The organism is Winogradskyella ludwigii (assembly GCF_013403985.1).
In the GTDB taxonomy this organism is placed as follows: domain Bacteria; phylum Bacteroidota; class Bacteroidia; order Flavobacteriales; family Flavobacteriaceae; genus Winogradskyella; species Winogradskyella ludwigii.
Genome location: NZ_JABFDF010000005.1, coordinates 1 through 22,476, shown reverse-complemented (window position 1 = coordinate 22,476; position 22,476 = coordinate 1). Strand labels below are relative to the sequence as shown.

The 22,476-nt window shown below is 32.3% G+C and carries 15 protein-coding genes; 9 read left to right on the top strand and 6 right to left on the bottom strand.

Features of this window, described 5'->3' with window-relative positions:
- The first annotated feature begins 48 nt into the window (after positions 1-48).
- From HM981_RS12570 to tsaB, 3 genes are all read left to right on the top strand, one after another.
- Complete coding sequence (locus tag HM981_RS12570) at positions 49-1,371, top strand: TolC family protein (RefSeq protein WP_179339162.1); 1,323 nt, start codon at positions 49-51, stop codon at positions 1,369-1,371.
- 2 nt (positions 1,372-1,373) lie between these two features.
- Positions 1,374-2,672: an efflux RND transporter periplasmic adaptor subunit gene (locus tag HM981_RS12565; RefSeq protein ID WP_179339161.1), complete on the top strand. Its 1,299-nt coding sequence runs from the start codon at positions 1,374-1,376 to the stop codon at positions 2,670-2,672.
- A 70-nt stretch (positions 2,673-2,742) separates the two neighbouring features.
- Positions 2,743-3,414 carry a tRNA (adenosine(37)-N6)-threonylcarbamoyltransferase complex dimerization subunit type 1 TsaB gene (gene tsaB / locus HM981_RS12560; RefSeq protein ID WP_179339160.1) on the top strand — a complete coding sequence of 224 codons (672 nt, stop codon included), beginning with the start codon at positions 2,743-2,745 and terminating at the stop codon, positions 3,412-3,414.
- Here the strand turns inward: tsaB and HM981_RS12555 are convergent.
- From HM981_RS12555 to HM981_RS12530, 6 genes are all read right to left on the bottom strand, one after another.
- On the bottom strand, positions 3,411-4,223 hold the full coding sequence (locus tag HM981_RS12555) for a mechanosensitive ion channel family protein (RefSeq protein WP_179339159.1): 813 nt from the start codon (positions 4,221-4,223) through the stop codon (positions 3,411-3,413). The two genes, tsaB and HM981_RS12555, sit on opposite strands and share 4 nt — an antisense overlap.
- A 65-nt stretch (positions 4,224-4,288) precedes the next feature.
- Entirely contained in the window at positions 4,289-4,489 is a 201-nt protein-coding gene (locus HM981_RS12550) for a dodecin family protein (protein ID WP_179339158.1), read from the bottom strand.
- 174 nt (positions 4,490-4,663) lie between these two features.
- On the bottom strand, positions 4,664-5,368 hold the full coding sequence (locus HM981_RS12545; RefSeq protein WP_179339157.1) for a hypothetical protein: 705 nt from the start codon (positions 5,366-5,368) through the stop codon (positions 4,664-4,666).
- Positions 5,369-5,652: 284 nt separating this feature from the next.
- Positions 5,653-6,345, bottom strand: a complete 693-nt coding sequence (locus tag HM981_RS12540; RefSeq protein ID WP_179339156.1) for a hypothetical protein — start codon at positions 6,343-6,345, stop codon at positions 5,653-5,655.
- Positions 6,346-6,422: 77 nt separating this feature from the next.
- Positions 6,423-7,325 (bottom strand): NifU family protein, encoded by a 903-nt coding sequence (locus tag HM981_RS12535; protein ID WP_179339155.1) that lies wholly within the window; start codon positions 7,323-7,325, stop codon positions 6,423-6,425.
- A gap of 128 nt (positions 7,326-7,453) precedes the next feature.
- Positions 7,454-9,205, bottom strand: a complete 1,752-nt coding sequence (locus tag HM981_RS12530; protein ID WP_179339154.1) for a tetratricopeptide repeat protein — start codon at positions 9,203-9,205, stop codon at positions 7,454-7,456.
- Positions 9,206-9,814: 609 nt separating this feature from the next.
- On the opposite strand from HM981_RS12530, the gene HM981_RS12525 reads away from it, so the two are divergent.
- The 6 genes from HM981_RS12525 to HM981_RS12500 form a co-directional block, all read left to right on the top strand.
- A complete protein-coding gene (locus HM981_RS12525) occupies positions 9,815-12,880 on the top strand; it encodes a T9SS-dependent choice-of-anchor J family protein (protein ID WP_179339153.1) in 3,066 nt (1,021 codons plus the stop codon).
- A gap of 129 nt (positions 12,881-13,009) precedes the next feature.
- Positions 13,010-17,029 carry a choice-of-anchor L domain-containing protein gene (locus HM981_RS12520; protein ID WP_179339152.1) on the top strand — a complete coding sequence of 1,340 codons (4,020 nt, stop codon included), beginning with the start codon at positions 13,010-13,012 and terminating at the stop codon, positions 17,027-17,029.
- A gap of 30 nt (positions 17,030-17,059) precedes the next feature.
- On the top strand, positions 17,060-17,965 hold the full coding sequence (locus tag HM981_RS12515) for a PorP/SprF family type IX secretion system membrane protein (RefSeq protein ID WP_179339151.1): 906 nt from the start codon (positions 17,060-17,062) through the stop codon (positions 17,963-17,965).
- A gap of 20 nt (positions 17,966-17,985) precedes the next feature.
- A complete protein-coding gene (locus tag HM981_RS12510; protein WP_179339150.1) occupies positions 17,986-19,890 on the top strand; it encodes an OmpA family protein in 1,905 nt (634 codons plus the stop codon).
- Between the two features lie 114 nt (positions 19,891-20,004).
- Positions 20,005-20,238 carry a hypothetical protein gene (locus HM981_RS12505; protein WP_179339149.1) on the top strand — a complete coding sequence of 78 codons (234 nt, stop codon included), beginning with the start codon at positions 20,005-20,007 and terminating at the stop codon, positions 20,236-20,238.
- A gap of 178 nt (positions 20,239-20,416) precedes the next feature.
- On the top strand, positions 20,417-22,476 hold a 2,060-nt coding region (locus tag HM981_RS12500; RefSeq protein ID WP_246286249.1), incomplete at its 3' end, for a choice-of-anchor L domain-containing protein.

The window sequence follows — 22,476 nt, the reverse complement described above, 5'->3', positions numbered from 1 at the left end:
TTATAAATTAGTGTAACACATAACGATTTATTGAGACAAATAGACATCATGAAAAAATCAATCCTTATAACATTACTTCTTTTTGGAGTTTTTGCACAAGCCCAAAATAAAAAATGGACGCTTAAAGAATGTGTAGAGTATGCTTTAGAAAATAATATTTCGGTAAAGCAGAGTGAGCTAGACGTAAAAACCACAGATATAGAAAAATTAACTGCTATAGGTCAATTTTTGCCATCAGTAAACATTGGAGGTAGTGTTTCTAAGAATACAGGTTTAAATTTTGATCCTACTACAGGAAACTCATCAACTACAACATTCCTTTCTTCATCAGGAAATATAAGTCTAGGTTACAATTTATTTGATGGATTGCAGAATATTAGACAAGTCCAACGTGCCGAAATTTCAAAACTAGCGGCAGATTATAGGTTGTCTAAAATGAAAGATGATATTTCATTATTTGTAGCCAATGGATACATTACAGTAATTTTAAATAAAGCTAATCTTGAAGTTTTGCAATCTCAAAATGCAGTAACTCAAGAACAAATAGAACGAACAAATCAATTAGTAGAAGCAGGTTCTTTGCCAAGGGGAGATTTATTAGAGATACAAGCAACAGATGCTAGTGAGAAACAGAATATTGTAAATGCAGAAAATACCATTCAGATTTCATTAATAAGTTTAGCGCAATTGTTGTTAATTAAGGATTATGAAAATTTTGATATTGAAGATGAAGGTTATGATATTGTAGATGATGGTATTTCTACGAAGTCCGTTTCTGAAATTATTGAAAATGCAAAAGCAAATAGATCTGAGATTAAAATAGCGGAGCAGAATGTTGCCTTAGCAGAAAAAGATGTTCAAATTGCAAAAGGATCTTATTGGCCAACTTTAAGAGCTTTTTTAGGCTATGATACACGTTATACAGATGCTAACGACATTCCGTTTAATGAACAAATTTATCTAAATGACGGTATTGGTTATGGCTTAAGTCTTAATGTGCCTATATTTAATGGGTTTTCGGTTAAAGGAAATGTACAACGAAATCAAATCAACTTAGAACGTACTAAATTTCAATTAGAACAAGAGGAATTGACTCTAGAGTCTACCGTATATCAGGCTTATGTAGATGCTAAAGGAGCATTAAAATCTTTTGAAGCAGCAAGTAAGTCCTTAGAATCTCAAGCCTTAGCTTATGATTATGCTAAAGAACGTTATGATGTTGGTTTAACCAATGCTTTCGACTTTAGCCAATCTAAACAAAGATTTGATAATGCTAATATTCAATTAAATCGTGCTAAATACGATTACATTTTTAAGTTAAAAGTTCTTGAGTTATATTTTGGTATACCAGCAACTGAATTAAAGTTTTAATTATGAGCAAAACAGTAAAAATAGTTATCGGAATTGTCGTTGTGGCCTCGATTGTATTAATCGCAGGTAAATCAATGGGATGGTTTGGTAAAAAAGGTAATTTTAAAGAAGTTACAGTCAAAGAAGTAACCTTACAAGATATTGTAGAAACTGTATCTGCAACGGGTAAAATTCAACCAGAAGTAGAAGTAAAGATTTCTTCAGAAGTTTCTGGTGAAATATTAGAATTACCATTTAAAGAAGGTCAAGAAGTTAAAAAAGGTGATCTGTTGGTAAGAGTAAATCCAGATTTAATTCAATCTGCAGTAAGTCGTTCTCAAGCGTCGTATCAAAACGTAAGAGCAGGTTTAGAACAAGCAGAAGCGAACTTGAAACAAGCAAAAGCAGATTACGAAAGAAACAAAACACTTTTTAATAAAGGTGTAATTTCTAAAGCAGATTGGGACCGTTCTATTGCCGCTTATGAAACATCTGTGGCAGGGAAAAGCTCAGCTTACTATAGTGTACAGAGTGCAGCAGCTACAGTAAATGAAGCAAAAGACAACTTAAACAGAACTACGATTTATGCACCAATGAGTGGTACAATTTCACTTTTAAATGTAGAGTTAGGTGAACGTGTTGTTGGTACGCAACAAATGGCAGGAACCGAAATTTTAAGAGTAGCCAACTTAAATAATATGGAAGTTGAAGTCGATGTTAATGAAAATGACATTGTAAAAGTGAATATAGGTGATTCTACAATTGTTGAAGTAGATGCTTACTTAAAGAAAGAATTTAAAGGAATAGTTACCGAGATTGCTAATTCTGCTGCAGGAGATTTAGCCGCAGATCAGGTTACAAACTTCAAAGTAAAAGTTAGAATCATTGAAGAGTCATATAAAGATTTAACAGAAGGTAAACCTGAAACATACTCACCATTTAGACCAGGAATGACTGCCACTGTAGATGTGATTACAAAAACGCGAAAGGATGCTATTTCTGTACCTATTAGTGCTATTGTGATTAAAACAGATACAAGTTCTACTAAGAAAAATTATGGTGAAAAATCTAATATAGTTGATGATAATTCAGGGAAAGAAGAGGTGAAGTTTGAGTGTGTTTTTGTGAATGTAAACGGAAAAGCAAAACTAAGAGTTGTTAAAACTGGAATTCAAGATGATACTAATATCGAAATTATTTCGGGTTTAAGTAAAGATGATAAAATCATTACAGGACCATATAATATGGTTTCAAAAACCTTGAATGCTGGTGATTTAATTGAAGATAAGAATAAAAAATCAGAAGATGCTTCTGAAAAATAAATAGATAATTGATTTCATTATTGTGTTTTAGCAATAGTTTTAAATTAGCTATCAAAAAATTAACAACGCAATGGCATTAGTGCTAAATATAGAAACAGCAACAACAAATTGTTCGGTCTCTCTGTCTAAGGATGGGGAGACTTTAGTTTTAAGAGAAGATAATAGTGTTGGGTATTCGCATGCAGAAACATTGCATTTGTTTATAGACGACGTTTTTAAAACAGCAAAATTACAACCGTCAGAAATAGATGCTGTTTCGGTGAGTAAAGGGCCTGGTTCTTATACAGGTTTGCGTATTGGTGTGTCGTCTGCCAAAGGCTTGTGCTTCGCTTTAAATAAACCATTGATTTCTATTTCGACATTAGAAAGTTTGGCGCATCAAGTTAAAGAGACTGACGGATTTATTATTCCTATGTTAGATGCTAGACGTATGGAAGTGTATTCTGCAATATATAATTCAAATTTAGAATTGCATAGAGAGATTAAAGCAGAAATCCTTACAGAAGACAGTTATAAAGTGCTTCTTGAAACAAATAAAGTTTATTTTATAGGAAGTGGTGTAGAGAAGACTAAAGGTCTAATTAAGCATCCTAATGCTGTTTTTGTAGATGGAAAATTACCTTCTGCAAACGAAATGTCTTTTTTAGCAGAAATTAAGCATAAAAAAAGCGACACCGAAGATGTCGCTTATTTTGAACCTTATTATTTAAAGGATTTTGTAGCTTTAAAAAAGAAAGCTTAAGCTTCTTTGTGTATTTCTACTTGATGAGGATAAGGTATTTCAATACCAGCAACATCTAAAGCTTCTTTAACTTGTTCTGTAACATCAAAAAATACAGTCCAATAATCTTCTGTTTTACACCAAGGTCTAACCACAAAGTTTATTGAGCTATCAGCTAATTCTGATAAAGCAATTGTTGGCGCAGGATCCTTCATTATTAAAGGATGTGCAGCTAATACTTTGCTAAAAACGTCTTTTGTTTGCTTAATGTCTGCATCATAGCTTACTCCAAATACTAAATCGACACGTCGAGTTCCTTGAGTGGTGTAATTAACAATGTTTCCATTAGAAAGCGATCCATTTGGAATGATGATTTCTTTATTAGAAAGGCCGATTAATTTTGTGGTAAAAATTTCAATCTCTTTAACAACACCTATTTCTCCTTGTGCTTCAATTAAATCCCCAATTTTAATAGGTTTAAAAATCATGATTAAAACTCCACCAGCAAAGTTACCTAATGAGCCTTGTAAAGCTAAGCCAATAGCTAAACCAGCTGCTGCTAGAATTGCGGCAAAAGAGGTGGTTTCTACTCCAACAGTACCTAATACTACAATGATTAAGACAATTTTTAAAATCCAATTGATAAGATTTAATAAAAATTTACTTAGACTCTCGTCATAGTCGCCTTTAGCCATGACTTTTTTGACCGTTTTTAATAGCATTTTTATTACCCAGCTTCCTATAATCCATATAAGTATAGCTCCAATAACTTTTGGGCCAAACTCAATTATGAAATTATAGCCTGAGTCAATCCATTTTTGTGTATCCATGTTAATTTTATTAGTTTTAGTTTAGTTAGAAAAATTCAACGTTTTAAATGTTGAGTTTTAGTTTATTATTTTACTTCGAACGTTAATTTTAAAGCCACTCTAAATTCTGTTACAGCATCGTTGTTAACGATGGCACTCTGATCTTGCACATACACTGAACGTATGTTTTTAACGGATTTAGAAGCTTCTTTTACTGCTTTCTTTGTTGCGTCTTCCCAACTGATGTCTGAGTTAGATAATACTTCAATTACTTTTAATACTGCCATAGTGTTATAAATTGTTAATGGTTATATTTTTTAGACACTATAAGTTTAAAAAAGTCACTTTTACTATATTTATTAAAAACAAAATCTTCGATCAACCCATTTTATACTTGAGCTAATCGAAGATTATTTTAGAACACTTTATAAGATTTTATAAATGTATAAGAATTGTAACCACTATTTAATTGTAGATAAATAACCAACAATTTTAATAAGATCGTCTTCGTCCTTTAGGCTTATTTTATTTTCCTTGATATATGCTTTTATTTTCTCTGAATTATCCGGGAATAATTTAAGAAAATCTTTACGTTTAGATGGTAGTAACAAAACCTTATCACCAGTTTTATAATAATAGACATCATTTAATCTTTTATATTCAGCTGGTTTTGCTTTGTCATACCCAGTTAATGCAGGTTTGCTTTCTATGAACTGTACTAATTCTTCTTTTAAAAGTGAAATGGAATCAATCTCTTTTAAAACAACAAGAAATCCTTGTTTTAAATCACCTTGCTTATTTGAGTAGTTGTAGGTTTTATATACTTTTTTTCTTAGAGTAAATGTTATTTCATAATCTTCGGAATTGAATAGCGCAATGGTGTCATTTTCCCTTTGAATCTGCATTTCACCCAAATTAGCATTATATCTAGCAACGAAAGTTTTGTTTTTAATTTTTTTGAATTTAACAACTTCGAAATTTTCGTTTATAAAAGGAGAACCTTTAGCGTAAAATGATTTATCAGCATTTTGTTTAATAGCAAAATTTACGCCATCTAAACTACTGTGTAAAGTAGTTTCGTTGGTGTTTTGAAATTGAGCATAACTTATTTCAGAAGCACTTAGGCTAATAAGGATTATAGGAAGTAGATGTTTAATACGTATCATAATTTATTTTAAAATTTAATTTATACTACAGATAATAATATAATAGGTTTTGGGTTTATTAATCAATGTACCAAATTAATATTGCTGTTGTTTTATCAATATTTATAATGCTTTTTATCACTAAGTTTATTGAAAAAGAACAACCTAGAATACAAAACTAATAAATTCTAATTAGTAATAAAATTTCAACACGGATTTAACATTACCATAGTCTTTGCGTTATCTTTAAATTAAGTATGAGGTAAATATATCTATATAAATAGGATCAGTGTAATAAAATGCTTTTATGGTTTAGAAATAGAAGATAAATAAGCGACAATTTTTATGAGGTCATTTTCATCTTTAAGGCTTAGCTTATTTTTTTTAATGTATGATTTTAGTTGAACCTCAGTCTTTGGGAAAGAACTTAGAAATTGTTTTTTATTTAGAGATAAAACCCTAGTATTATTCTCAAAATTTAGATAATATGTGTCATTTGCTTTTATAAATTTAGCGGGTTTTTCTTTGTCATAAGACGATTTTGGTTTCACTTTATCTTGAAACTTTATATGTTCTTTTTTTAAGAGTGTAAAACTTGAATCTTTGCTCACAACAACTAAAAACTCTCGTTGAAGATTTAAGTCGGCATCTTTATAAGTATAAGTTTTGTATTTTTTATTACTTGCAATAAATGTTATTGTGTAATCAGCATTATTATCTAAAGCAATGATTTTATCATCACTCAGTTTTATTTCCATTTCACCATTATATGCATTATACCTTCCGCTATATATTTTGGTAGTAAGATCTTCTAATTTTAAGGATAGAAACTCTTCTGTAATGTAAGGTGAACCTTCTGCTAAAACGGTTGTGCTTATATTTTTTATATTTAAATCTATTTCTGCTAAATCTAAACCTTGATTTTGGGAAATGGCCATATTACTATGTAGACCAAAACAGATTAATGCAACCCAAATTTTTTTTAAGTATGTTTTCATAATTATGGTTTTAGTTTTGATCTGAAAGAAAAGTCATTAGTATAGTTTAAATAGGCATCGTTTAAAGTTAATGTATTTTAACCATTTATAGCATTTACACTAATCGAATCGTCATTCAGCATATCTTTTAACATAGTTTCAATACCGTTTTTAAGGGTGAAAGTTGATGACGGACAACCACTGCAAGCTCCTTGTAATAACACTTCAACTTTTTTAGTTGCTTCATCGTAAGATATAAATTCAATATTCCCTCCATCACTTTCAACAGCTGGCTTTATGTATTCCTCCAATATATTTATAATATTCTTAGATGTATCATCTAAAGCTTCAAACTTTTGCTCTATGGCTTCTTCTGTTTTCTGAAGTTTTTTTGGAGCGTCATCATTTAGAATCGTTTTTCCATCTTCGACATAAGATTTTAAAAATTCTCTTAATTGAAGGGTAATATCTTCCCATTCTACAATATCAAACTTTGTGAGGGAAATAAAATTCTTTTCCATGTATACATTTTTTATAAATGGAAATTGGAATAATGCTGTGGCAAGAGGAGACGGTTTAGCATCTTCTATAGATGTAAATTCATATAAGTTTGGCACTAATACTTTATTACATACAAATTTTAGTACTGCAGGGTTTGGGGTACTTTCTGCATAAACAGTAACTGCAGCCTTAGGCTTACTGGCATCTTCGCTTACTACAACTCCGTCGTTAGACAAGTAATCTTCAATCTGAAGTGCAACTTCGTTTTCGACATCTTTCCATTCAACAATGTTATAACGCTCAATAGCGATGAAGTTTGAGGATATATATACTTTTTTTACAAATGGAAGGTAGAAGAGTTGTTGGGCTAATGGCGAATGTTTAGCGTCGTCTATGTTGTTAAATTCAAAGCTGTTATGATTAGTTAAAAATCGGTCTGCTTCAAACTTCTTTATGGTATCGTTAGAAGTATTTACTATGGAAATTTTGGTCTGTGCCATCTTTTTTATTTGCAAAAATAGGGAATATGATGCTTAAATATTCAGACTTTTAACTAAGTTTTAATCTACTGTAATTGATTTTTTATCTTACATCATTTATATATTCATAAGTGCTGTATAAACATAAATTACTCGGCCGATAATTGATCTAAAAACATTTTAATGGATATTTCTGCTGGTATTCCTAATTTCTTTTTCAATCTACTTCTAGCGACTTTTACAGTATCTGGTGTTACATTTAAGATTGTAGCAGTTTCTTTTATAGACAAATTCATTTTAGTTAATAAACAATAGCGAATTTGTGTATCTGATAGATTGGGATATTTGTTTAATAATTTAGCCGACATGGTTGGGTATTCTGATTCTATTCTTTTTGTAATAATGGATACGTCTGAAGCAGATTTGATAAGATCATTTACTTTTTGTTTGGCAGCTTCCAACTTTGGTATTATTGGTTTTTTTATTTCGTTTAGTTCGTTCTTAATTAATGTTAGTGTTTCTATCCGTTGCGATAATGCTATAGCAGAAGCTTCTAGTTCGTTTTCACGAAGTATAATTTTTTCTTCGAGTAATTTTTTCTCATTACTCTTTAGAACTTCTATAATTTTTTCTCCTTTTTTATATTTTCTAAATAAAAGAATGCTACCTAATATTAAAATGATACTTACAAGTATGGTGCTAATACTTAAATAATAGAGTTTTTGCTTTTTGTTTTCTATTTCTAATAACTCAATGTCAAAACTTATTTGTTGACTTTTTTGTTTCTCTTTTAGAAGTTTTATATTAGAGTCTATATAACTAGAAAGGGCTTTTTTTTCATTAGATCTTAAACTATCTACTAGCGCATCTTTTTTTTGATATGTTTCTATAGCTTTTGAGTAGTGCTTTTTTTCTGTATAATACTCTGCTAGTCTGTCATAAGAATCTTTCTTAGATTCAGGGCCAGAAGATAGTTTAATGGCTTCTTCTCTATAAGCAATTGCTTTATTAAGATCTCCAGCAGCATGATAAAATGTGCTTAAATAAGCCGTGTTATTAAAAAGAAGCCGATAGTCTTTGTTTTCTAGGCAATATTTTCTCACAACTACGGCAGAGTCAATGGCTTTTTGGATATCTCCTAATTTATAATAATCATTTGCTAACCTGTTTGTAGTCCACCAGATTTCTGGAATGTCATTATCTTTTTTGGCTATTTTTAATAGTTCTTTATGTAAAGGATAACTTTTTTCGGGCATTTCCTTATGGACATAATTTGCTGAAATATTTTTTAATAATAACTTTTTTGTAAAAGATCCTATATTAACAGTGTCTTTTAATAGTGGCGTGAGTACTTCGAGTGCTTTATCGTATTGGAATTTATGGTAATAAATTTCAGCGATTGAAATGTTGTAGCCTATAAATAGTTTAGTGTCGCCCTCTGAAATGAATGGATAAACCTTAAAGTAACTTTCTAAGCCTTGTTCTGGTAATCCAAATCCATTGGCTAATATCTGCCCTTTATTTAAGTAATATTGAGGAAGTTTTAATGCTTTAATTAGTAAGGTATCTTCTTTGATACTTTTTGTTGCAATTTTTGTTTCAAAAAGATCGGCATAATGTAAAACACTATCAATATTTGGGTTTGAATTTACACCATGATACCACATTAATCCTTTATAGGCAGAAAGTATGCCTTGGTCGTAAGAAAGTTTTTTTGATTGTCTTAAAAGTTTGTTGTGAATATAATAAGCTTCTTCAGAGGCTTGTCCGTAAAATTGATTGTGTAAACTGTCTAAGTCATTAATTTTAATTAAGGGTTCATTATCTTGAGCATAGCATGTATTAACAAAAAGAAGGATGTAAAAGAGTATACTTGATTTTTTTAAGGCATTTAAAAACATAATTGCTTTATGGTTTTTGTTAATTTGATGTGCTAATTCTTCTCAAAAAAATGAGTTATTATTTTTCTTTTATTATTAAAAGGTTCTTTAAAGCCTTTAATGATAATGAAAGTTTATAATATAATTAAGGCTTTTAAATTTATTTGGATCTTTTTGTGATAATCATGATTTTGGAGTGTGTTTTTGCTGAAATTAATGCATTTTTAAGCGTAATATTGAACTCTAATATTTTTCTTCTTGGAGTAGTTTATATGTTAATTTTTTTTTACTCTTAATTATTTTTTTGGTGGTCGACGCTTTGGATAATGTTGTTTTTTCTAAGATAAATTCAGCTAAAACCCAATAGTTTTACTTAATTCTCATTTATTTAGTAATATCTCTGTATTTTTTATTGTAATTTATTTATTTCGTTAACTAGTTGTTTGTTAAGTTTTTATGCGGTTGTGTTTTTGTTTATTTTAACGTGATTACCTTTTGATAACCCTTAAAATTCAAAAATAAGGAAGATAATGTTCAACTTGAGCTTCATAAGTTTAAAATATTTAATTCTCTTTAAGAAGATTTAGTTTTTAAACTATAAAAAAACACTAACTATTTAATCTTGACTTTATGAAAAAAATTACTTTTCTATTTATTCTAATGATTGCTTTTTGTTGGCAATCAAATGCGCAATTCACAGAGAGCTTTGAAACCGAAATACCAGCGACATGGACTGTTTTAGATCTTGCTAGTACAACATCGTGGGTGTGGGAAGGTGCACCAGAAAATGGAGCACAAGATGGTTCTTCAGTTGCAAAGATTGGATCTGGGTTTCCTGATTCTAACGATGATTACTTAATTACCCCTCAAATTTCAGTGACTTCTGATTTAAACGATAGATTGACATTTTATGTAAAATCAAGAAGTGGTTTGTTTTTAGATCCTTATGAGGTGGTATTATCCACAACCACAGCTACTGCAGCTGGTTTTACTGTAATTCTACAACCAGATAGCGAAGCTTCTGATGAATGGACTAAGGTTACTTTAGACCTGTCATCTTATAATGGCCAATCAGTTTATGTTGCTATTAAATCAACGTCAAGTGATAATTGGGAATTGTATGTAGATAATTTTGTGAATGACACATTTCCTGCTTGTATGGAGCCTACAGAGTTAACAGTAGATAATATTTCTACTACAACAGTAGATTTAGCTTGGACAGAGAATGGTACTGCTACAGCTTGGAATATAGAAATTGTAGATATTACTGCAGGTGGAACTATAACTGGAGTTTCCACAATTAGTGACGTTACTAACCCTTATACGGCAACTAGTTTAATGTCAGGTACCCAATATGAATTTTATGTGCAAGCAGATTGTGGTGTGGTTGATGGTTCTTCTATTTGGGTAGGTCCAATGTCATTTACGACGGTTTGTGATACTTTTACAGCACCTTATACACAAAATTTTGAAAATGCAGGTGATATTCCAGCTTGTTGGACAATGTATAGTGATTCAGGAGAAGAAGATTGGTTTTTTAGAGATTCTGGTCCAAGTCATGTAGGAGATGGTGGAGACCTCTCAGGCAGTACATTATCAGATGGCTATTACGCTGTTTGTGATGCATCGAGTACTCATGGTCCAAGATATTTATTGAGTCCTTTTGTAGATGTAAGTACATTAGCGACACCTGAATTACGTTTTTATGAAATAAGTAATGCAGAAGATTCAAGTAACGCTCAATTGGATGTAGAAATTTGGGATGGTGTTGCCTGGAATCTTATGGCTACATTTGATACCAATACAGATGGTTGGGAGTTAAAAATAATAGATATAAGTACATTAACATATACAGGGCCAGCACAAGCTCGCTTTACCTTTTCTGAACCTAACGGAGGTAGTGATGATGATATCGCGATTGATGATGTAATTTTTGATAACCCTATACCTTGTATCTTTCCTGCAGATTTATTAGTTGCAAATGTTACTGCTACAACAGCAGATTTGGCATGGACAGAAACTGGTAGTGCTACTGCTTGGAATATTGAAATTGTAAATTTAACTGCGGGAGAAACTGTAACAGGTACAGCAACACTAACTGGAGTTACTAATCCTTATACAGTAACAGGTTTATTATCTAATACCGTTTATGAATTTTATATCCAATCAAATTGTGGTGCCACAGATGGAAATTCGTCTTGGATAGGACCAGTGTCTATTATAACGGATTGTGAAGCTCTGACAGCACCATATACAGAAGGTTTTGATAATGGTGGTGCCATACCAGATTGTTGGAGAATGTATAGTGATTCAGGTGAGGAAGATTGGATTTTTCAAGATTCAGGATTAAGTCATGTTGGTGATCATGGTGTCATAATAGGAAGTACAGCGACAGGAGGTTTCTATGCCGCAGCAGATGCTTCTCAGGATCATGGTCCTAGATATTTGGTGAGTCCTTTTGTAGATGTTAGTACATTAACAACACCAGCATTAAGTTTTTATGAAATAAGTAATTCTGAAGATTCAGAAAATGCACAACTAGATGTGGAAGTTTGGGATGGTGCAGCTTGGAATCTAATGGCAACTTATAATACAAATACAGTAGGTTGGGAATTGAAGACTTTAGACATTAGTGGTTTAACGTTTACCGGACCAGCACAAGCGCGTTTTACATATTCTGAAGTTATTGCCCCTGGTGATGTTGACGATGATATTGCTATTGATGATGTTACTTTTGGAGAGGCGCCTGCTTGTATGGCTCCTACAGATTTATCTGTATCTAATATTACATTAACTACAGCAGACGTCGCGTGGACAGCTAATGGTAATGGTACTACTTGGAATATTGAAGTTGTTAATCTAACAGCAGGTGAAACAGCTACAGGAGTAGCAACAGTAACAGGAGTTACAAATCCGTATACACTTATAGGTTTAACAGCTGATAACCATTACGAAGTTTATGTGCAGGCCGATTGTGGTGCAGAAGGAGTTTCTACATGGACAGGTCCATTTGTGTTTGCAACAGCAATTGTTCCACCAGCTTGTGAAGGTATTTTTGTTGATGGAGGAGGAAGTCATGGAGGTTATTCGGAATCTGAATTTTCGTCTTCGACTATTCTTCCAGATTCAGCTGGAGAAGCCGTAACTATTACATTTACATATGTTGATATAGAGGTTGATACTTTTGGTACAGGTGAACAAGATGGTTGTTATGACTACTTAACTATTTATAATGGGCCAGATAATACATATCCTGTTTTAGCACAAACATTGTGTGGCCAAGACAGTAGCAATGGAGATAATACAATCGTAGCCGATAGTGAACTTCATATCGGTGATTCTTTTACATCTACAGATGCATCAGGAGCCTTAACTATCGAGTTTAGGTCTAGTCCTTATACCAATTTAACGGGTTGGGAAGCAACAGTGTCATGCGCTGTTTTAGGTGTTGAAGATGTAATTAACGAAGCGGCATTTACTTACTATCCTAATCCAGTTAAAAACACGTTGTCATTTAATGCTCAAAAAAGTATTGAAAATATAATAGTGTACAATATGTTAGGGCAAAGGGTGTTAAATACAGCGCCTAATAGTATTGCTAGTGAGTTAGATATGTCTGGCTTAAGTACTGGTGCTTATTTTGTTAAGGTTACTATTGAAAGTGTGACGCAAACGATACGAGTAATTAAACAATAAATTTACTATAGAACGCAGAAGCCACTTAATTTTACTATGTGGCTTTTGTTGTTTTTATTGATTTAGGATTTAACAGATGTCTGTTTAAAAATTGACTAATTTTTTTTACCGAATTAAATAAAAATTGAAATGAATAAGAAAATCTTCAAACTGACCTTTTTAGCTTTCTGTTTGCTTGGGAGTTCAATCGCTTTATGTCAAACAATACCCTCACCAGTTGGGGTGTCTTGTCCTTCTAATAATTCTACTTACGTATTTACAGAAGAATTTGATGATTCTGATGGATGGATAGGTGATATAACAACAAATAATATTGGTGGTAATTGGGAAGTTCCGGGTAATTCAGATAGTAGCGGAACCGGACCAAGTTCAGCATTTAGCGGTTCTAATTATATGAATTTTGAGGCTTCAGGTAATGCTAACCAGGCCTCAGCATCAATCATTAGTCCTGTAATTGATCTTACTACAGCTACAGATGGGGCTGAATTGTCTTTTTATATGCATGCTTATGGTGATAATATGGGGGAATTGGAAGTCGGTATTTCTACTTCAATTTCGGGTCCCTTTACAAATGTATTTACATGGGCTGGTCAATTACAGACGTCTAGTTCTGAAGCTTGGGTTCCGGTAGGTATTAATTTGGATGCTTATCTTGGGCAATCTATATATCTTGAATTTAAGAATACACGAGCCACTTTTAGTAGTAGAGCAGATATTTCTATTGATTTGGTGCGTGTAGAAACCTGTGGGACATTTTGTATCTCACCAACGCTTTCTCTTAATTATGTCAATTCTAATGATTCAAATGCATCTGCTAGTTTTTATTGGGTAGCTAATGATAGTGAAACGTCTTGGGAGTATGTTATACAGCCTTCTGGATCTGATATTCCAACCTCAGGTATAGTGTCTACAGTTACAAATATTATTGAAAATGATTTATTATTTGGAATGGAGTATGAGGTATATGTAAGAGCAAATTGTACAAATGGTAATAGTATTTGGGCGGGCCCCTTAACTTTTACAACTCCAATACAAACAGATTTTATAGTAGATTGTAGTGCTGGCCCTTTAGTAGAGTCTATGTGCTATGGTGATAACGGAGTTGTAAATCCTGAAGTGTTCACTTTTACAAGTACAGACGGTACACCTTTAACTTTAACTTTTCAATCTGGTTATGTTCAACAAGGATGGGATCCTTTGGTTGTTCTTGATACTAATGGTTCGCCTATTGTTGCATACACTGATTATTTCTTTGGTGATGATGGTGATCTTGCTGGATTTTCTTATACGTCTAGTGGTAATAGAATATCATTTTATATTGCTTCAGATGATTTTTTACCATCGAGTTGTGCAAATGGTGACTTGCCTATGAAAAATGGTATTAACTATACCGTTGCTTGTGCTACATGTACAAATTCAGAGTCAACATATGCATTTGTAGATGATTGTGATAATGGTGATCAATATTTAATAGATGTTAATGTTGGATCTTTAGGTAGTGCTACATCATTAACTTTATCTAATAATATAGATTTAAATACAACTAGTGTAACATCAGCAGGAATATATCAAATCGGTCCTTTTCCTTTTGGTGTAGATGTTATATATACTTTAAATAATGATCAAGATTTTAATTGTGTGTTTAATAGTTTGCCTATACAATTAGCGGCTTGTATTCCAGAGAATAATGACTGTTTAAATGCGGCAGTTGCGGTTGTAAATACAGATGAAAATTGTACGCAATTAAACTCTGGTACGCTTTTGTCGGCAACTCCATCAGGTGTTCCTGCATCGTCTTGTTCAGGGGATTCTGATGATGATGTATGGTTTCAGTTTATAGCCTTAAATAACAGTCAAATTATAACATTTGAGAATATAGTTGTTAATGGTAATTCATCAGGTATCAATCATGCTGTGTATGAAGGTAGTTGTGGAAATCTTAGTGAACTATATTGTATGGATAGTACTACTAGTGTTACACCACAATTAGTAATAGGTAATACCTATTTTATAAGAGTTTTTTCAGAAGGTTCTGAAGCTGAAGATGTTACTTTTGATTTATGTATAAAGGCCGGTTTTAATAGTATAGAGGTTAGTGATGATTCTCATACTATTGAAGAATTGATACAAGACGTATTATTTGGAAGTGATTGTGCTAATGTTTCAAATATTACATTTTCAACAGGCAGTAGCTTTGATAGTGGTCAGCCAAATGGTATTGGTTATTTTACAATGGACGGAGATGAATTTCCTTTTGGTGAAGGAGTTTTAATGAGTACAGGACATGCTATAGCAGCAGCTGGTCCAAATAATAATTTAATGAGTGCAGGCGGAGGTGCATGGCCTGGTGATTATTATTTAGATAATATTCTAGGTGTAGATTCAAGAAATGCTACTATAATAGAATTTGATTTTGTGCCTTATTCACCCAATATAAGTTTTGATTTCTTAATGGCTTCAGAGGAATATACTGGGGCTATTGGAGGTACTGATGAATGTAATTTTTCTGATGCCTTTGCTTTTTTCTTAACAGATTCAAACGATAATACAACTAATTTAGCAGTTATTCCAAATACAAATACTCCTATTTTAACAACTAATGTTCATCCTCAAAATACAGAGTGTGCAGCTATTAATGAAGCGTATTTTGGTGAATATATCACTGAAAATTTGCCACCGATGAATTATAATGGTAGAACGGCTGTGTTTACGGCACAATCTCCTGTGAATATTGGGGAGATTTACCATATAAAGCTCATAGTTGCAGATGATAGAGATTCACAGTATGACACTGGTGTTTTTCTTAAAGCAGGAAGTTTTGAAATTGGAGAATTAAGTTTAGGAGATGATATTACTATTGATGCTGGTACAGCAAGTTGTTCAAATGAGCCTATAATCCTAGATACGCATGCGCCAGAATTTCCACATGTTTGGTATAAGGATGGTTTTGTTATTTCTGGTGAAAATTCTTCTACATTAACGGTTACTGAACCTGATTATTATGATGTTCAAGTCGTTTTTTCAGATGACTGTATGATATCAGATAGTATTCTTGTTGAATTTCTTCCAGCACCAACAGCGAATTCAGCTGATGATTTATTTGGGTGTTCTACAACAAATCAGGCATTATTTAATCTTGCAGAAAATGATGATGTTATTTTAGGTGTTCAAGATTCATCAGAATATACAGTTACTTATCACTTATCGGAACAGGATGTTATAGATAACTTAAGTGCATTGACATCTCCTTATACTAATATTTCAAATCCTCAGACAATTTATGCTAGAGTCCAAGATAACGCTACAGGTTGTTTTGCTTTAACAACATTTGATTTGGTAACTTCTACACCAGCACATACAGTAGAAAGTATAGACTTTATTGGCTGTGATTTTGATAATGACGGTATTGTTAGTTTTGATTTATCAGAACACAATTCATTTGTTCTTAATGGTCAAGATGCTTCATTGTTTAATGTTACATATTATATGTCTCAAGCAGATGCTACATTAGGTACAGGTGCTATTACAGGAGCTTATGATAGTTCAGGTGAAATGTTATTTGTGAGAGTAGAATCTATTGATTACATCAATTGTTACGTAACTAATAGTTTCAATTTAGTAATAGGAAGTGAGCCAGTTACAAATTTTCCTGCAGATTTTGATTATGAAGTATGTCCAAATACAACAACACCAATAATTCTTGAGGCAATACCAGAAAACTATTCCCTTTCAGAAGTTTCTATTGTTTGGTACCGTGATGGTGGTGTTATAGATAACCAGAGTAGCTTAAGCTTACCTGTGTTAGAAGCTGGATTATATGAAATTGAAGTCATATATAATGATACTGGTTGTAATGAATTTACTGAAATTACAGTTATCGAATTAGAAACCTGTGTTATTCCTCAAGGCATTTCGCCAGGCGTATCTCCTGGGCAAAATGATTATTTCGATTTAAGTAGCTTTAATGTTACCAAGCTAGAAATATTTAATAGAAATGGAATGCTTGTGTATTCTAAAAAGAACTATACCAACGAATGGGAAGGACAAACCAATGAAGGTAAGGAATTACCAGTAGGTACTTATTTCTATACTATGGAATATGAAGGTGGTGCTAAAACACGTAGTTCTTGGATATACATTAATAGATAATAGATTAATAGAATCAACTTAAAATATAATATGAAAAAACTCACTATTATAGCGGTTTTGCTTTTAGCATTTCAGTTGCATGGGCAACAAGACCCTCAGTACACGCAGTACATGTATAATATGAATGTCATTAATCCTGCATATGCAGGCTCTACGGAGAACCTTTCTTTTGGGTTATTGTACAGAAAACAATGGTATAAACTAAGCGGAGCGCCAGAAACAGGAACGTTTTTTGGCCATGCACCTTTAGGTAATAATATGGGATTAGGTTTATCTATTATTTCAGATCAGATAGGACCTGTAACAGAAACAAATGTCTATGCAGATGTTTCTTATACGTTGCAATTGGGTGGTGAACATCGTTTGGCTTTTGGTGTTAAAGCTGGAGCAACTTTCCACGATATTGGTTTAACCGATTTAGATGTCATAGATGATACAGATGTGTTTTTTACTGATGACATTAATAGTACAACACCTAATTTTGGAGCAGGTTTATTTTATTATACAGATAAATATTACTTATCACTTTCTGTTCCTAACTTTTTGTCTTCTGTTCATTTAGATGCAAACGGTAATAAAATAGGCTCTGAAACACAACACTATTTCTTAACTGGTGGTTACGTGTTTGATTTATCACCAAATACAGAATTAAAGCCATCCCTTATGGTTAAATCTGCTTTTGATGCTCCAACTTCTTTTGATGTTAATGTTAATGCAAGGTTTTATAAGAAATTTGAAATTGGGGCATCATATAGATTAGATGATTCAGTTTCTGGCTTAGTTAATTTTGCTATATCACCATCTGTGAGAATTGGATATGCTTATGATGCTGTATCTTCTAGTATTAAAGCTTATGCACCAGCATCTCACGAGATCATGCTATTATTCGATCTTGATTTTGGAAAACGTGTTTCTCGTTCACCTAGATACTTTTAATCAGTTAAGCTAAATCAATTATGAAAAACTATAAAACATTATTATTAATTACATTGATGAGTAGCTTTGGCCTAACTGCTCAGAATAAAGACACTAAAAAAGCAGATAAACAATTTGCACAATACGAATTTATAAAGGCTATAGAGAGCTATAATAAACTGATCGCTAATGGTAACTCTGATGCATACGTTTATGGGCAACTTGCAGAAAGTTACTATAACGTTTTTAACACAGAAGAAGCTGAACATTGGTATGCTAAAGCATTAGAAATATCAGAAAAACCAGAAATGATATATAAGTATTCACAAATGCTTAAAGCTAATGGTAAGTATGAAGTATCTAATCAACAAATGGAAAAATTTGCATCTATGCGTCCCGCAGATCATAGATCTGTAGCTTTTAGAAAAAATCCAAATTACATTCCTAAGATTTTAGAACAGGGTAAAAAGTTTAATGTTCAGAACGTTGATTTTAATTCTGAGCAATCAGATTTTGGAGGTATTATTAATGATGGCAAATTATACATTACTTCTGGTCGTAATGATAGTCGTAAAACATATGGATGGAACGATCAACCATTTTTAGATATTTATACAATCACTAAAAACACAGACGAGACGTACCAAGAAGCAGTTTTAGCAAATAATAAAATCAATACAAGGTTTCATGAAGGTTTAGTGTCTTTTTCTCCAGATGGCAAAACCATGTATTTCTCTAGAGAAAGTTATTTTGAGAAAGATTTTCAAAAGGACTCTTTAAGTAGAACAAAATTTAGTCAACTTTATTTATTTAAAGCCACTAAATTAGATAGTGATTGGAATACTATAGAAGCATTAGCTGTTAATAGTGAAAACTACTCAGTTAAGAATCCAGCAGTAAGTTCTGATGGTAAAACCTTATATTTTGCCTCAAACAAGCCCGGAGGTTTTGGTCAATTTGATATTTATAAAGCACCTATAAATACTGATGGTACTCTAGGTGAAGCGGAAAATTTAGGTCAAAAAGTAAATACTGAAGGCCAAGAAATGTTCCCATACGTTAGTAGTAACAATACTCTTTATTTCTCTTCAAACGGCCATTTAGGACTTGGTGGATTAGATGTGTTTTATACAAAAGTAATTGACGATAAAATAGCACCTGTACGCAATGTAGGTATTCCTATAAACAGTAATGCAGATGATTTTGCGTTCTCTATTGACGAAGAAAGTGATGAAGGGTTTGTGTCTTCTAATAGAGAAGGTGGAAAAGGTAGTGACGATATTTACACATTTAAAAAACTACAACCACTTTGCGATGTATTAATTAGCGCTACTGTTTTAGACGATAAAACTCTTGAGCCTATTAGTGGTGCATCAGTATCTTTATTTGATGCAGAAGGTAATAAGGTAGTTTCAAAAACAACGAATGGAGAAGGTGTTGCAGAATTTATTGTAGAATGTGAAGAAGACACAGAGTTAGAAGTTGTTATAGAAGGTTTTGATAGCAAAAAAGTAGAAGTGAAAGGCTCTAACGAAGAAGAAAATAATGTTCAGATTTCTTTAGATCCTATTGAGAAGTTAATCGCAGATCAAGTTATAAATTTAGCGCCAATTTTCTTTGAATTTGATAAATCAAACATTACAGCACAAGCAGCTTTCGAATTAGATAAATTAGTTCAGATCATGAATAAATATCCAGAAATGGTTATTAAAGCCACATCACATACAGATAATAGAGGAACAGAGGTTTACAACAATGCATTGTCTAATAGTAGAGCAAAAACTACGGTTCAGTATGTGATTTCTAAAGGTATAGACGAATCTCGTATTACAGGTGAAGGTAAAGGTGAAACCGAACCTAAAGTAGATTGTACTAATGGTTGTACTAGTGCGCAACATGCAGAAAATAGACGTTCAGAGTTTATTATTGTTAATAAAACGCTCTAATGAAATAGGGTGTTTAGTTTTAATATTTGATTAGTAAACCATATCATTTTTACTTTAAAAAAATGCAGATGTCAATCAGTGCATGGTTTAGTTAATTCTTAAATTTAAAAAGTAATGTTATATAGTTCACAAGCGACTCTTTTAGATGATTTGAATTCAGAAAATGATTTTCGTTATTGTTTAAAATTTGAATTAATCGAATTTTGCAAAGAAAATGATTTGCCTACTCATGGAAGTAAGGTGAAAATAAGAGCGAGAATCGAAAATTTTTTAAATAGAAAATCCAAAAAAAATGCAAGAGAATTTTTACTTAAAAATAAGCGTAGAGTTATAAAAAAAATCGCATAAAACGGATCTCAGTTGTAATGTGCATGCAATTATAATAAGTGTGGAGGTAGCTTTATATTATAGTTTATTTTTGCACTTAAACTAAAAAAATACATTTCGCGTTTAAAATTTTATGCTGATTCATATGAAATGGTTAAATTTCATGCTTAATAATGGACTGTTTGGTAAAAGGAAACTTATGGTAAAAATTACAATCTTTATAATATCTTTTTTAATAACTACAATAAGTTTTGCGCAAGACTTATCAATGCAAAATGACACATTCAACAGATGTGCACCAGATAAGTTTTTTGATTCAGGCGGAGAATTTGGTAATTACGAAAATGATGAAAATTTCACGACTACAATTTGTCCTCAAAATGAAGACGAGTTTACGATAGTTAATTTTACTCAGTTTATCACACAGTTTAATCAAGATATTTTAACTATTTATGATGGCGATGATATAACCGCAGATATAATTGGGACGTATTCAGGTTCTACTTCTCCAGGATTTGTTTCAGCATCGGAAAGTAATAGTTCAGGGTGTTTAACTTTTGTGTTTACAAGTAATAGCAGTGGGAATATAAATGGTTGGGAAGCAGAAATTTTATGTGCAACTCCTTGTCAAGATATTGTTGCTTCTATTGATAATACAACTCCAGCCCTTAACGGAGCTGGTGTTGTTGGTATACTTCCAGGTGAAAATGTTGACTTTTCAGGTAGTGCTACGTTTTCGCTTGATGATACAGATGCATCTTATAATTGGGATTTTGGAGATTCAAACGAAGCAACAGGTGCTGATGTAAGCCATGTATTTACTAGTCCTGGCACTTATACAGTAGAATTAACAGTTGTAGATAATAATCCTCAGATATGCTCAAATACGACGACAATTACAGTTTTTGTTTTAGGAGAAAATGTTGTAGTAGATCAAGATATTTTTACTCCAGAACAACTTATTGAGGATGTTTTAATTGATAGTCCTTGTGCTTCTGTTTCTAATATTATTGCTTCAACAGGGTCTATTATTAGTCCAATTTTGCCAAATGGTATTGGTTATTTTTTTAGTAATGGAATTGACTTTCCATTCGAAGATGGCTTACTGCTTACAACAGGTGATGCGAGTAGAGCAGGTGGGCCTAATAATGATAATTTAAGTGATGGTAATTGGGCAGGTGATGAAGATTTAGATACCTATTTGGGAGTCGATTCTAATGATGCTACTTTTATTCAATTTGATTTTACACCTCAGGCAGATACTATTAGTTTTGATTTTTTAATGGCTTCAGAGGAGTATGATATGGGAACTTTTGAGTGTAACTATTCTGATGCCTTCGCGTTTTTATTAATGGATTCAGAAGATAACGTTACAAATTTAGCTGTTATACCAAACACCAATACACCTATCTTAGTAACTAATATTCATCCAGATAATAATGCAACTTGTGGTGGTATTAACGAAGAATATTTTGGTGCTTATACTCCTAACTCTGGATCACCGATTTCATTTGACGGAAGAACTACAGTTTTTACAGCAGAATCGGCTGTTATTCCAGGTGAAACTTATACGATAAAGTTAGTTATTGCAGATGATAGAGATAATAGTTTTGATTCTGGTGTTTTCATAAAAGCCGGTAGTTTTAATTTAGGTGGAGATTTAGGTGATGATATCACTATTGAGGCAGGAAACGCAAGATGTGATGGTACAGAAGTTATTTTAGATACAAGACTTGAAATGGCAACTCATATTTGGTACAAAGATGGTGTTGTGATTGATGGTGAATCCTCTTCTGTAATTACAGTTACAGAACCTGGAGTTTACTATGCAGATTTTGACTCTGATGGTGTATGTACAGGTTCTGCAGATCCTATAGTTATTGAATTTAGGGAGAGTGTAACCGCTAATCCATCTCCAAATTTATCAATATGTAGTGGTACGGGTTCAGAAGAATTTGATTTATCTCAAAATGATGATGATATTTTGGGATCACAATCTGCAGCAGAATTATCTGTAAGTTATCACCTTTCAGAACAAGATGCTATGGATAATATTGCAGCCTTACCTAGTCTTTACACAAATACATCTAGTCCACAAACAATTTGGGCACGTTTAGCAGATATTTCTCAAACTTGTTTTGATACCGTCTCATTTACGTTATCTGCAGAAGGCCAACCAACCATCAACCCCGTCTCAGATTTAGAAGTTTGTGATGACGATAGTAATGATGGATTAGCATCGTTTGATTTAAGTGAACA